General features: G+C 71.0%; 14 protein-coding genes and 2 pseudogenes. 5 read left to right on the top strand and 11 right to left on the bottom strand.

Translation table 11 applies throughout. The annotated features are described in order from the left end of the window. Positions 1–17 precede the first annotated feature (17 nt). The 3 genes from O0235_RS00250 to O0235_RS00240 all read right to left on the bottom strand — a co-directional run bounded on the left by O0235_RS00250 (position 18) and on the right by O0235_RS00240 (position 2512). Positions 18–236, bottom strand: a complete 219-nt coding sequence (locus O0235_RS00250; RefSeq protein WP_270056623.1) for a helix-turn-helix domain-containing protein — start codon at positions 234–236, stop codon at positions 18–20. 103 nt (positions 237–339) lie between these two features. Continuing rightward, positions 340–1320 carry a D-2-hydroxyacid dehydrogenase gene (locus O0235_RS00245; protein ID WP_270056622.1) on the bottom strand — a complete coding sequence of 327 codons (981 nt, stop codon included), beginning with the start codon at positions 1318–1320 and terminating at the stop codon, positions 340–342. A 100-nt stretch (positions 1321–1420) separates the two neighbouring features. After that, positions 1421–2512, bottom strand: coding sequence for a THUMP-like domain-containing protein (locus tag O0235_RS00240; RefSeq protein WP_270056621.1), 1092 nt, complete (start codon positions 2510–2512; stop codon positions 1421–1423). Positions 2513–2564: 52 nt separating this feature from the next. Between O0235_RS00240 and O0235_RS00235 the strand changes: the two genes are divergently transcribed. Beyond that, positions 2565–3230 carry a haloacid dehalogenase-like hydrolase gene (locus O0235_RS00235; RefSeq protein WP_270058088.1) on the top strand — a complete coding sequence of 222 codons (666 nt, stop codon included), beginning with the start codon at positions 2565–2567 and terminating at the stop codon, positions 3228–3230. After that, on the top strand, positions 3188–3952 hold the full coding sequence (locus O0235_RS00230; protein ID WP_270056620.1) for a flavodoxin family protein: 765 nt from the start codon (positions 3188–3190) through the stop codon (positions 3950–3952). The genes O0235_RS00235 and O0235_RS00230 overlap by 43 nt, the downstream gene beginning before the upstream one ends. On the opposite strand, the gene O0235_RS00225 is transcribed toward O0235_RS00230, so the two are convergent. The 7 genes from O0235_RS00225 to ftsH form a co-directional block, all read right to left on the bottom strand. Further along, on the bottom strand, positions 3940–5085 hold the full coding sequence (locus O0235_RS00225) for a DNA polymerase Y family protein (RefSeq protein ID WP_270058087.1): 1146 nt from the start codon (positions 5083–5085) through the stop codon (positions 3940–3942). The two genes, O0235_RS00230 and O0235_RS00225, sit on opposite strands and share 13 nt — an antisense overlap. After that, positions 5049–5972 carry a DUF1385 domain-containing protein gene (locus O0235_RS00220; RefSeq protein WP_270056619.1) on the bottom strand — a complete coding sequence of 308 codons (924 nt, stop codon included), beginning with the start codon at positions 5970–5972 and terminating at the stop codon, positions 5049–5051. Before O0235_RS00220 ends, O0235_RS00225 begins: the two co-directional genes overlap by 37 nt. After that, positions 5939–6166 carry a DUF1385 domain-containing protein gene (locus O0235_RS00215; protein ID WP_270056618.1) on the bottom strand — a complete coding sequence of 76 codons (228 nt, stop codon included), beginning with the start codon at positions 6164–6166 and terminating at the stop codon, positions 5939–5941. The genes O0235_RS00220 and O0235_RS00215 overlap by 34 nt, the downstream gene beginning before the upstream one ends. 61 nt (positions 6167–6227) lie before the next feature. Further along, positions 6228–6428, bottom strand: coding sequence for a 50S ribosomal protein L31 (gene rpmE / locus O0235_RS00210; RefSeq protein ID WP_270056617.1), 201 nt, complete (start codon positions 6426–6428; stop codon positions 6228–6230). Between the two features lie 11 nt (positions 6429–6439). Further along, entirely contained in the window at positions 6440–6706 is a 267-nt protein-coding gene (rpmA, locus tag O0235_RS00205; protein ID WP_270056616.1) for a 50S ribosomal protein L27, read from the bottom strand. A 4-nt stretch (positions 6707–6710) separates the two neighbouring features. Then, on the bottom strand, positions 6711–6911 hold the full coding sequence (rplU, locus tag O0235_RS00200; protein WP_270058086.1) for a 50S ribosomal protein L21: 201 nt from the start codon (positions 6909–6911) through the stop codon (positions 6711–6713). A gap of 113 nt (positions 6912–7024) precedes the next feature. Beyond that, the gene (gene ftsH, locus O0235_RS00195; protein WP_270056615.1) at positions 7025–9178 is read right to left on the bottom strand and encodes an ATP-dependent zinc metalloprotease FtsH; all 2154 of its coding nucleotides are present in this window, start codon (positions 9176–9178) and stop codon (positions 7025–7027) included. Between the two features lie 208 nt (positions 9179–9386). On the opposite strand from ftsH, the gene npdG reads away from it, so the two are divergent. The 3 genes and pseudogenes from npdG to cofE form a co-directional block, all read left to right on the top strand. Continuing rightward, on the top strand, positions 9387–10037 hold the full coding sequence (gene npdG / locus O0235_RS00190) for an NADPH-dependent F420 reductase (protein WP_270056614.1): 651 nt from the start codon (positions 9387–9389) through the stop codon (positions 10035–10037). Between the two features lies 1 nt (position 10038). Further along, the gene (locus tag O0235_RS00185; protein ID WP_270056613.1) at positions 10039–10839 is read left to right on the top strand and encodes an alpha/beta fold hydrolase; all 801 of its coding nucleotides are present in this window, start codon (positions 10039–10041) and stop codon (positions 10837–10839) included. 127 nt (positions 10840–10966) lie between these two features. Then, positions 10967–11485 (top strand): annotated as a pseudogene (gene cofE, locus O0235_RS15105) (coenzyme F420-0:L-glutamate ligase); the annotation flags it as partial. Positions 11486–11623: 138 nt separating this feature from the next. Here the strand turns inward: cofE and O0235_RS15100 are convergent. Continuing rightward, positions 11624–12567, bottom strand: a pseudogene (locus O0235_RS15100) (intradiol ring-cleavage dioxygenase). Between the last annotated feature and the right edge of the window lie 52 nt (positions 12568–12619).

Genomic DNA, 12619 nt, shown 5'->3' with positions numbered 1-12619 from the left:
GCGCGGACCGCTTCGCCCTAGAGCAGCCGGCGGATCGGCTTGCGGCCCGGGCGCGGGTCGTAGTTGCTCTTGAACATCTCGAGCTTGTCCCGCGCAATGAGGTACTTCCCTGCGAACATCGTCGCCGGGATCTTGTTCTGCTTGATCAGGCGCCGCAGGCTCTGCGGGTGGATGGCCAGCTCCCGCGCCGCCTCCACGAGGTCGTAATAGTCGTCGAACGGGGTCACCGAGGCCATAGGGCTACCTTCGTCGAGGGTCCGCCGAATCGCTGAACTGCTTAGGCACCTGAGAACCTAGCAGAGCCCCGGCATTGTTGTCTACACCCCTGAGCAATTCGCCTCAGCCGCGAACTTCGTTCACCAGCCGCTCGCCCCGCCGCATCCGCGCGAGGTTCGGCAGGAAGTACCCCTCCGTCGCCCGCCGTTCGTTCCCCGCAGCGACTGCCGAGTTGTGCGGCGAAATCACCACGTTCGGCAGCTCCCAGAGCGGCGACTCTGGCGGCAGCGGCTCCGTCGCGAAAACGTCGAGGTACGCGCCGCCGAGGTGCCCATCCCGGAGCGCGGCGATGAGCGCCGCCTCGTCGACGACTTCGCCCCGCGCCACGTTGAGCACGTACGCTCCCCGCGGCAGCGCCCGCAGCACCCGCTCGCTCACCAGCCCCCGCGTCTCCTCCGTCAGCGGGCACGCCAGCACCAGCCAGTCCGTCTCCCGCGCGAGCTCCTCCAGCCGGCCCGGCGGCTCCACCCGCTCCACCGGGTCGTCTTCCCGCCGCGGGCTTCGCCGCACGCCCGTCACCGCCAGCCCGAACGCCCGCGCCAGCCGCGCCACCTCCGTCCCGATCGCGCCGAGCCCGACCACCGTCATCCGCTGCCCGGCGAGGTCCGCCGGCGCCTCCGACGCAGGCACCGGCTCCCATGCCCGCCGCCGCTGCGCCGCCGCCCATCGCAAGAACGGCCGCGCCAGCAGCAGCATCCCGCCGATGACCGACTGCGCAATCGGCTGGGCCGTCGACCCCGACGACGTCGAGAGCACCACCCCGCGGTCAAGGAACCGCCGGAAGACCGGGTTGTCGACCCCGGCGTTGAACGTGTGCAGCCAGCGCAGGTTCGGCGCGCCCTGCGCCGCCGCGAAGAACGACCGCGAATAGTCGGGGTACACGTCGCCCGAAAAGTACGCGAAGTCGACCCGCTCGAGCGCTTCTGCCGGCAGCCGCCCGGCGGGGTCCGCCGGCAGCACGAGCAGCTCGATCCCGGGCCACGCCGTTTCGATGGCAGCCCGGTAGGTCCGTTCGATGAAAGGGGAAACCAGGAGTGTCGGCATGGCTGCGATTATGCCCCCTCGGCTCCCTCCGGGCGCTCCGTTGCGAACGGCCGGCACACCGCCGCGAACCGCCCGCCGCCGGCCGTCGTGCACACCAGCGTCACGGGCTCGCCCTCGAGCCGGCCCAGCTCCCCCGGAGCGCGTCGGGCTCGACGGGGAACGCCCGCTTGCGAATCTCCGCCGGTCGCCATCCCCGCGCCCGCAGCACCTCCCGCAGCCGCTTCACCCCGAACGGCAGGACCTCCAGCACCTCGAACCCGGCCGCGAGCGGATGGCGCGCCGGCCGGTCGCTCGCGAGGTACGCCACGCGCGCATCGATCTGCCATGCGCCCAGCGCCGCCGCAAGCTGCTGCACCAGCCCCGCGCGCGTCACGCACGACGCCGGGTCGAACAGGTACCGCCCGAACCGCAGCGCCGCCGCCTCGCTCGCCGGCGCCCGCGAATCCAGTTCGTGCCCGCCCGGCAGGAGCACGGCCCGCCGCAACCCTGGCTCCGCCCCGTCGCCGCCCCAGAGCGTGAGCTCGCGCAGGTCGCGCCCAACCTGCACCGCCTCCAGCTCGCACCACGGCGGCACCGCGGCGTGGTCCAGCCCCGGCGGCCCCTTCAGCGCCCCTGCCCGGGCCGCCTGCAGCAGCTCGAGGCACACCTCCCACGGCGGCGAAAACGTGGCGGGGTCGAACGTCCGCCGGCCGCCGGCGCGCCGGCCCGGGTCGATGACCACCGCCAGCCGGTCCAGCGTGAATGGCGGCCGCGCCGCGTCGCCCCGCGCCGCCCGACCCGGGACGTTCGCCCCGGCCAGCAGCGCGGTCGCTTCGTCCCGCTCGAGCCCTGCCGCTTCGATACCCGCGGCCGCCAGCGCTGCGAGGTCGCCGCCGAGCCCGCACGTCAGGTCCGCCGCCGGCAGGCCGAGCCCCGCGAGCCGCGCCGCCCGCCGCCGCGCGACCAGCGGGTGCGTCATCATCTCCAGCCCCTCCGCGCTGTACAGCGCGACCGGCAGCTCGCCGAACCGCTCCCGCGCCCGCCGCCGCAGCGCGAGCTGTTCGCCCAGCGCTGCCGCTTCCTCTGCCGGAAAGGTGCGCCGGAGCCGCCCGGCCTGCGCCGCCGCGTCGAGCGCCTCCAGTTCGGACCCGAGCTCCGCCAGCGCCTCCCGCCCGGCCCGGCTCGCGAGCCACTGCGCCCGCTCCAGCCTCACGCTCCTCCCCCATCCGCCGGCCGTGCGAAACTGAACGCGTGGCGAACATCATCTGCCTCGACTTCGACGACACCATCGTCCTCGACAATACCGCCCGCCAGCTCTTCGAGCGCTTCGCCGCCCCGGCTGGCGCGGCCTCGAACAGCGCCTCCGCGCCGGCGAGCTCAGCGTCGAACAGTACAACGCCGCCGCCCTCGACCTCGTCGAAGCCGATGATGGGACCCTCCGCACCTTCGCCCTCGAATCCGCCCGCCTGCGGCCCGGCTTCCTCGACCTCATCGACTGGGCCCACTGGAACGGCTGGCTTCCCGTCGTCGTCAGCAACGGCTTCGACCTCTACGTCGACCCCGTGCTCGATGCGCACCGCCTCGACCGCCTCGCGCGCCACTGCGGCCGCACCTGGTTCGCCTACCGCTGGCGCGTCCGCTACGACAGTCCCCGCGGCGTCGAACTGCAGGAGGGCTTCAAGCTCGCCTACGCGCGCGCCTTCCGCGACCTCGGCGACTTCGTCGTCTACGTTGGCGACGGCGCCAGCGACATCCCCGCCGCGCGCCTCGCCCCCGCCGTCTTCGCCCGCAGCACCCTCCGCGAACGGCTCGAAGGCGAGCACCCGCGGCTCTACCCCTTCGAAACGTTCCACGATGTCATCGCCGTGCTCGAACAGGAGGCGCACCGGTGGCTCGCATCCTCCTCCTCTACGACTCCCGCGGAGGGCTGACCGCCCGCCTCGCCGATGCGGTCGAGGCCGGCATCCGCGAAGCCGGCGGCGAATGCCTCCGCCGCACCGTCGACGAGGCCCTGCCTGCCGACCTCCTCGCCTGCGACGGCCTCGTCGTCGGCTCCCCGAACTGGAGCGGCGTCACCGGCCGCCTCAAGCAATGGTTCGACGACAGCGGCGACCTGTGGGAGTCGGGCGAACTCGCCGGCCTGCCCGCCGGCGCCTTCACCGCCGGGTACTCCCGCTCGGCCGGCACCGAAGCCACGCTTCTCCAGCTCCTCCACCTCCTGCTCGCCCACGGCATGCTCGTCGTCGGCCTCCCGTGGAGCGAGCGCATGCGCCGGTCCGGGTCCTACTACGGCGCGACGGCCCACGGCGACGTCACCCCCGATGACGAGGCCAGGCCCGCGCCCTCGGCGCCCGCGTCACGGAGGTCGCCCGCCGGCTCCGGGCGGCCCGGCCGTGAAGACCGGCGCGCGGTACGGCTGGAGGAACCAGCCGCCTGCCACCAGGTCGCGGAAGACCGTCAGCCGCCGCCCGCCCTCCAGCTCCACCTCGAAGTAAATCCGCGCGATCTCCTCCCGCCACCACTCGTCGTCGATCCGCCAGCGGTCGTGGATCGCTGTCACCCGCCGGAACCGCCCCTGCCAGGCGATCGCCCGCGGCTCGCCCGCCGCATCCGCCTCCACCGCCAGCCCGCGCGGCCGGTTCAGGAACCGTAGGCCACGAGCGCCAGCTGACGCTCCGGGATCCGTGACCATGGCTGCACCTCCACGATGCGGAAGACCTGCGCTCCGCCGGCCCGGGCGTGCAGCTGCGCGATCGCCTCATCGAGCTCCCGCCGCCGGCCCTGCCCGGCTGCCCAGAGCAGCTGCTGGTGGGCGTACTCGCTGCACGCCCCGTCCAGCTCCACCCCCACGCTCACGGCCGGGGCCGCCAGCCGCAGCGTCTCCAGCTTCCCCCGCAGCACGAAGAGCGCGTGCCGCGGGTCCGCCGTCGGCTCCCGGAAGGCGAGCCGTCGGCTCACCCGGGTGCCGTCTTCCAGCCCTGCCCACCAGGTGACGATGCGCACGGCCCGGCCCTGGAGCTCCGGGTTCCCGAACGCCCGCCCCAGCGCCGCCTCGCTCCCCGCCAGCAGCGCCCCCAGCGATGCCGCCGGCGCCGGCAAGTCCACCTCCTCCCGCACCTGCAGCGCTGCCGGCGCCGGCTGCAGCCGGGCATCGTCCCGTCCGTTCGCCAGCTCCCACGCCCGCCGGCCTGCCGGCCCGAACTGCGCCTGCAGCGCCGAGAGCGGCAGCCCGGCCAGCTGCCCCAGCCGTTCGATGCCGAACAGCCGCAGCCGCTGGTGCATCGCCGGCTCCACCGGCAGCACTTCCACCGGCAGGTGCGCGAGGAACTCCGCTCCCGCCCCGGCGCGATGACGATTGCCTGCCGCGGCCCGCCGCGCTCCCCGCCACCCGGAACCCCAGCCCCAGCGCGCTGCAGGCCGCGTGCGCCGCGAACACCGTCGCCGCCGCTCCCGCCAGCACCGGCAGCCCCGTCGCCCCCGCGAGCCCTTCCTGCAGCTGCGCCGGGTAGGCCGCCGGCCCCAGCCCCGCGAGCGCCGGCAGCCCCGGATCTCGCAGTGCAGATGCCCCTCCCCGGCCTCCTCCACCCGCGGGGTCCGCTCCCGCAGCAGCTCCGCCAGCCGCTCCGCCTCCGCCCGGATCGCCGAAGCCGCCAGCGGCAGGAAGACCGCCCCCGGGCAGAGCGCCAGCGCCCGCCGCAGGCTCATCCCCGGCGCAACCCCCGCCGCCATCGCCTCGGCCGAGCACGCCGTCACCTCCGCGTGCTCCTCCGGCGACCCGCCGACCACCACCGGCCGCCCCGCCAGCCGCGGGTCATCCCGCCGCGCGATCGCGATCGCAAACCACGGCACCTGGATGCAGGCGAAGTCCATCGGACTTCCGAGATTAGAACATCAGTTCTAGAATCGGAAGAGCCCGAACGTGAAAATTCTGCATCCTCAGGGGCCGCCGCCTGCTCCCCGCCCCGCAGCCCCGCTGCCGCCAGCGTCGCTTCGAACGAGGCGATCGCCACCTCAACCTGGCTGTCGTCCGGCACCTTCGTCGTCAGCCCCTGCAGCGCGATGTTCGGCGCGAACAGCGCCCGCACGAACCCGTTCTCCCGGTAGCGCGCCCCGAACCGCAGGATTTCATAACTCACGCCCGCGATCAGCGGGACCAGCAGGATCCGCGAAGCCGTCCGCACCGCCAGCCCCTCATCCACCAGCAGGTCGAACACGAAGAACGTCAGCAGCGCCACCACGACCACCACCAGCAGGAAGCTCGTCCCGCACCGCTGGTGCTCCTTCGGGAAGTTCCGCACCTCCGCCACCGTCAGCGGCCGCCCGGCCTCATAGGCGTGGATCGTCATGTGCTCCGCCCCGTGATACTGGAACACCCGCCGGATATCCGGGATGAGCCCGATCGCCGCGATGTAGCCCACAAACAGCCCCAGCCGCAGCAGCCCCTCCACCAGCACGATCCAGAACCGCGGCACATCCCACCGCTCCAGCACGTTCGCCAGCAAAATCGGCGCCGCGAAGAACACCGCGACCACGAAGACCAGCGCCAGCAGCATCGTTCCGAAGAACGCCTTCTCCGGGAACTCCACCGGCTTCCCGTCCTCGCTCTCCTCTTCTTCGAAGGCGATGCGCGACGAAAAATTCAGGGCCCGCATCCCCAGCGCCAGCGTCTCCACAGCACTACCACCCCGCGCACGAGCGGGATGCGCCGGCTCCGCCCCGTGTAGATCCCGCTCAGCCGCTCGGAGTGGGTCACGATGTGGCCCTTTGGGTGCCGCACTGCGACCGCCATGTGCTCCGGCCCGCGGATCATCACCCCTTCGATGACGGCCTGCCCGCCGTAGTACACCTGCGCCGGTTCAGCTCCCATGCACGGCCCCCGAAATGGAAAAGGGGCGCCCGCGGGCGCCCTTTCGTTCCTCTCCAGCCCTCTAGCCGCGCTGGAACCGCCGGTTGAACCGCTCCACCCGGCCGGCCGTGTCCACGATGCGCTGCTCGCCCGTGAAGAACGGGTGGCACACGTTGCAGACGTCGATGTGAATCGTCGGCTTCGTCGAGCGCGTCTTGATCTCGTTCCCGCAGGAGCAGTGAATCGTCGCCTCGACGTACTGCGGATGAATCCCTGCCTTCATGTCCTCGTCCCTCAGGCTTCCTCGAGCGCGTACACGCTCACCTTCTTCCGCCGCCCCTTGGCGAACGGTTCGAACTTCACCCGCCCATCGATGAGCGAGAAGATCGTGTAGTCGCGGCCGAGGCCCACGTTCTCGCCCGGGTGGAACCGCGTCCCCTTCTGCCGGATGAGAATCGAGCCCGGCTTCACGACCTCGCCGTCGAAATGTTTCACGCCCAGCCGCTTGCTGTTGCTGTCGCGGCCGTTCTTCGAGCTGCCGACACCCTTCTTGTGCGCCATCTCGCTACCCCTTCGTAATCGACTCGACGACCAGCCGCGTCACCGGCTGCCGGTGCCCGAACTTCCGCCGGTACCGCACCTTGTTCTTGTACTTCATGAACACCAGCTTCGGCGCCCGGCCGTGCTGCGTAATCCGCGCCCGGACCTTCGCGCCCTCCACCAGCGGTGTGCCGACGGTCACGTTCGGCCCGTCGAGCACCATCATCACGTCCAGGTCGACGACATCCCCGGCTCGCCCTCGAGCCGGTTCACTTCGAACTCCTGCCCCTCCACGAGGCGCAACTGGCGCCCATCGGCGCGAACGATCGCTTCCATAGCTCAATACTCCCGGATTTGCCGAGGCGGTTCTTCAAGTGTCGCGTCAGCCCCGGGTCCAGTCAACGAACCCGGGGCTGCATCCATCTTCGTGCCGCGGCGGTCAGCCCCGCCGCCGTCCGTCCGCGCCTGGTTCCCGGCCTCCCAGGCGAGCCCCGTCGCGGGCTTCGGTTCGAACGCCGGGCGCCGCGGCGCCTCATCCGCCGCCGGTTTCGGCGACGCCTCCGGCTTCGGCTCCGCAAGGTCCGGCGGCGGCCACGGCTCGTCCGGGTCGCTGTTCAGCAGCCGGACCAGCGCGTCGCCCTCCAGCGTCTCGACCTCGATGAGCACGTTCGCCAGCTTGTCCAGCAGCTTCCGGTGCTCCAGCAGGATCTTCGTCGCCGTCGCGTGCGCCTCGTCGATGAGTTCGCGGACCTCTTCGTCGATTTCCTCCGCGATCTTCTCGCTGTAATCGCGCGTCTCGGAAATCTCCCGCCCGAGGAAGATCAGCTCCTCCGTCTTCCCGAACGTCCGCGGCCCGAGCTTCTTGCTCATCCCCCAGCGCGTCACCATCGACCGCGCGATGCGCGTCACCTGCTGGATGTCGCTCGACGGCCCCGTCGATGCCTCGCCGAAGACGATCTCCTCGGCCGCGAGTCCGCCGAGCGCGCTCGCCATCCGGTCCTTGAACATCGACGGCGTGTGGTAGCTCGTGTCTTCGCCGAGGAACCGCGTGTGCCCGCCGCTCATCCCCCGGGACACGATCGTCACCTTGTAGACCGGGTCGTGGTGCTTCAGGAAGTGCGCCACGATGACGTGCCCGCCCTCGTGGTAGGCCGTCACCTTCTTCTCGAGGTCGGTCATCACCTTGCTCTTCCGCTCCGGCCCGAGGATGACCCGGTCGATCGCCTCGAGGAACTCCTTCATCGTGATGATCTTCTTGTTCCGCCGCGCTGCGAGGATCGCCGCCTCGTTCACGAGGTTCGCCAGGTCCGCGCCGGAAAAGCCTGAGGTCGCCTTCGCCAGCACGCCGACTTCCACGTCATCCGCGATCGGCTTCCCCTTCATGTGGACGCTCAGGATCGCCTCGCGGCCTTTGATGTCCGGCGCATCCAGCACCACCTTCCGGTCGAACCGCCCCGGCCGCAGCAGCGCCGGGTCGAGAATGTCCGGCCGGTTCGTCGCCGCGATCACGATGACGTTGGTGCCCGTATCGAAGCCGTCCATCTCCACGAGGATCTGGTTCAGCGTCTGCTCCCGCTCATCGTGCGAGCCGCCGAGCCCCGCCCCGCGCTGCCGGCCCACCGCGTCGATTTCGTCGATGAACACGATGCAGGGCGCGTTCTTCTTCGCCTGGTCGAAGAGGTCGCGCACGCGGCTCGCGCCGACGCCGACGAACATCTCGACGAATTCAGAGCCCGAGATGCTGAAGAACGGCACCCCGGCCTCGCCGGCCACCGCCCGCGAGAGCAGCGTCTTGCCCGTGCCCGGCGGCCCCACGAGGAGCACACCCTTCGGGATCCGCGCGCCCAGCGCCGCGAACTTTTCCGGGTACTTCAGGAACTCGACGACCTCCGCGAGCTCCTCCTTCGCCTCATCCACGCCTGCCACATCGGCGAACGTCACCGTCACCTTGCTCCCGGTGAAGAGCCGCGCCCGGCTCTTGCCGAAGCTCATCGCCTGCGAATTCGAACCCTGCGCCTGCCGCATGATCAGCAGCAGGAAGAGGCCGAACAGCAGGAACGGCAGGATGTTCAGCAGCAGCCCGAGGAACGGCCCGAACCCGGAGCTGTCCTTGTACTCGAGATTCACCGCCGGGACGCCCTCTGCCGTCCCCGGCGCCCGGCTCAGCGCGACCCCGCGCTGCGTCAGGATGTCCTCGATGTTCGTATTCGGGCCGACTTTCGCCGTCACGACCTTCCCGGTCTCTTCATTCGGCTGCCGGATGTAGGTGACCGTCAGGTTGCGGCCGTCGACCTCGATCTTCTCGATCCGCCCGCGCTCGGCATCCGTGATGACCTGCCCGAAATCGACCGACTGGTGGTCGCTCCCGTTCGCGAAGAACGCGAAGAAGATGGCGATGACCGCGACGATGACGAGGAGCCAGAAGAAACTGTTGCGAATCCAGCGGGAATACAATACGAATCTCCGTGCGGCGCAGTCGGGGGCTGCGCTCATCCCGAGTATAGCAGAGGGTCCCCGCCGTGCCTGTGGGCGACGTAAGCGCGCCTGAACGCCGCCCCGGGGCACTCCCTCTTCTACCCTACGTCACCGCGCGCCCCCGGCCCACCCCTTCGCGCACAATTCCCGCATCGCCTCCTGCCGGCGCAGCCGCTACGCTGTAGCCCGTCCCTACACCCGCGCATCCTGAGGAGGCTCACGCTCCATGAAGCTTGCATTCGTCGGCGGCACCGGTCCCGAAGGCCTCGGGCTCGCCATGCGGTTCGCCCGCGCCGGCCACGCCGTCGCCATCGGTTCCCGCTCCGCCGAGCGCGGCGAAGAAGCCGCCGCGAAAGTCCGCGAGGCCGTCCCCGGCGCCGCCGCAACGGGCGGCGACAACGCCGCCGTCGTCCGCGACGCCGATGTCGTCTTCCTCACCTTCCCCTACAGCGGCCAGGCCGCGACCACGGAATCCCTCAAGGCCGACCTTGCCGGCAAAATCGTCTGCAACGTCGTCGCCCCGCTCGAATTCCGCCAGGGCGTCGGCGCCGTTGCCCTCGATGTTCCCGGCGGCAGCGCCCTCCAGGAGGCCATCGCGCAGCTGCCTGATTCCCGGGTCGTCTCCGCCTTCCAGAACCTCAGCGCCGAAGAGCTCCAGCACCTCGACCACCCCATCGAGGCCGACGTCCTCGTGTGCGGCAAAGACGCCGAGGCGAAGCAGGTGATCATCGGCCTCGCCAACGAAATCGCCGGCGTCCGCGGCATCGATGCCGGCGGCCCCTCCCAGAGCCGCTACGTCGAAATGCTCACCTCCCTCCTCATCAACCTCAACCGCAAACACAAGACCCAGACCAGCATCCGCATCGTGGGGATCTGACATGCCCGTCACCGAGCGCTCCGGCGCCCGCATCTGGTACGACACCCGGGGCGAAGGCGACCCCCTCGTCATGGTCTACGGCATCGGCGGCCACTCCGCCGACTGGTGGGATGAGTTCCCCGCGCTCCTTGCCCGCCGCTACCGCCTCGTCCTCGTCGACAACCGCGGCACCGGCAACTCCGATAAGCCTGCCGCCCCGTGGACCATGTCCGACATGACCGCCGACGTCATGGCCGTCGCCGACGAGCTCGGCCTCGAGCGCTTCCACCTCCTCGGCTGCTCGCTCGGCTCCATCATCGTCCGCCACGTCGTCCGCGAATACGGCCCGGCGCGCATCCGCTCGCTCAGCCTCCTCTGCCCGCCGAACGGCATCCCCGCCGCCGAAGAAGACCTCCGCACCGCCCTCTTCTGGGACCCGGCGAAGCCGCTCATCGAATCCGCCCGCGCGGCATGGCCCATCATCCACCCGCCCGCCTGGATCGCCGCGAACGAGGCCGAGCTCGTCCGCCGGTTCGAGCTCACCATGCAGAACCCGACGCCGGCGCGCACCTTCCAGTTCCAGCTCCAGGCCGCCCAGGCTGCGCCCGACCCCAACCCGGCCGTCGATGCCGCGCCCTTCCCCGTCCTCATCATGCACGGCACCATCGACCGCCTCGTGCCCCCGGCCAACGCCGAGCTGCTCGCCAACCAGGTGCCGCGCGCCCGCCTCGCCTGGCTCGAAGGCGACAGCCACAACTTCTGGGCGCACGACCCGGAGCGGTCCGCCGCCGTGCTCCTCGACTTCCTCGATGCCGTCCCCTGACCCGCGGCCCCGGAGGTGACCCCGTGAGCTCCCTCGAAATCTTCGGCATCCCGGGCCTCCCCGAGATCACCCCCGGCACCGACCTCGCCGCCGCCATCGCGGACGCCGCCGAAGCTGCCGGGAACCCCTGCGCAGCGGCGACATCCTCGTCGTCACCTCGAAAATCGTCTCCAAGGCGGAAGGCCGCGTCGTCGAACTCGCCTCGGTCGAGGTCTCCCCCTTCGCCCGCCAGTACGCCGAGCGCTGGGAAAAGGACCCGGCCGTCATCGAACTCGTCCTCCGCGAGGCCCGCCGCGTCGTCCGCCAGGTCGGCCCCGTGCTCATCACCGAAACCCGCCACGGCTTCGTCTGCGCGAACTCCGGCGTCGACCAGTCCTCGTCCGGCGGCCACGGCCTCGCCGTCCTCCTGCCCGAAGACCCGGACGCGAGCGCCCGCCGCATCCGGCAGGGCCTGAAGGCCCGCGGCGCCGACGTCGCCGTCATCATCTCCGACACCTTCGGCCGGCCCTGGCGCGAAGGCCAGACCGACGTCGCCATCGGCATCGCCGGCATGCACCCGATTACCAGCTACATCGGCCAGGTCGACCCGCACGGCCACGAATTCCGCGTCCAGGCCCTCTGCACCGCGGACGAGCTCGCCGGCGCCGCCGAACTCGTGAAGGGCAACCTCTCCCGCGTGCCCGCCGCCGTCATCCGCGGCCTCCCCGGCAGCCCGACGAGGAGGCCACGATGCAGCTCATCATCCGCGAATCGGAGCGCGACCTCTTCCGCTAGCCGCGCTGGCCTACAGCCCCACCAGCAAATTCGCCGTGTACCCCTGCGCCGCGCTGCCCGACATCTCGGCCAGCTGCAGCTGCCAGCCGTCCCGGAAGACGTTGTCCGTCTGCAGGCTCACCCGCGAAAGGTTCCGCGCGCTCTGCTCATAGCCCGATGTGGCGTACACCGCCTCGCAGACATCCTGCGGGAATGCCAGCTGGGAGGTTGCGACCTTGTTCGCCGAGGAGGTCGCCTTCTCGAGGCTCGGGTACACCTCGAAGTGGATGTGCGGCCACCGCCCGGCGTAGCACCCGGGGAAGATGCTCTCGAACGTGACCACGCCGTTGGCGTCGGAAGCCTGCACCCCCGCAGGTAGTTTTCGTTCGGCAGGTTGTACATCGAGTAATTCCCGTCGCGGTCGCAGTGCCACAGGTACACCGCCGCTCCCTCGATCGGCCGGCAGCCGTTCTTCGTATCGAGCAAGGTGAGCCGCACGGTGAGCGGCACGCCCTGCGCCCGCGTGTTGGAAATCCCGAGGCTCGAGCGGATGTCCCGCCGCACGATGCCGCTCTGCACGAGCGCGTTCGGCCCGTTCGACCCGTCGCCCGGGAACGGTCCCGCCGTCTCGGATGGGATGACGCCCGTGCACGCCGAGGCGGGCGTCGCCTGCGTCGGGATCGGCGAAACCGCCGTCCCGGTGCTGCCCGCTGCCGCAGCTGCCGTCGGCGTGGACCCCGGGCCGCTCCCGCTGCCTGCTGCCGGCGAAGCGGCCCCGCTGCTGCCGGTTCCGCTCGAACTGCCGCTGTCGCTGCAGCCCACCAGCGCAATCGCCGCAACGCCGCCGAACAGCCGGAGGGCGTTCCGCCGGGTCAGCTGCGCCTGCAGCGTTTCGAGGTCGAACTGCAGGCCGCGGTCGGTAATGTCGTAGCTCTCGTCGTGGTGTTCCGGGATGCGGGGAACCTGGCGTCGCATGCGGTGCTCCTTCGGTGCCGGGACGCGCCCGGCGAATCTGACGCAAGTTTGG

This window comes from Tepidiforma flava (assembly GCF_027594505.1).
Taxonomy (GTDB): domain Bacteria; phylum Chloroflexota; class Dehalococcoidia; order Tepidiformales; family Tepidiformaceae; genus Tepidiforma; species Tepidiforma flava.
Note: the sequence above shows the minus strand (reverse complement) of the source record. Positions and strands in the feature narration are given on the sequence as shown.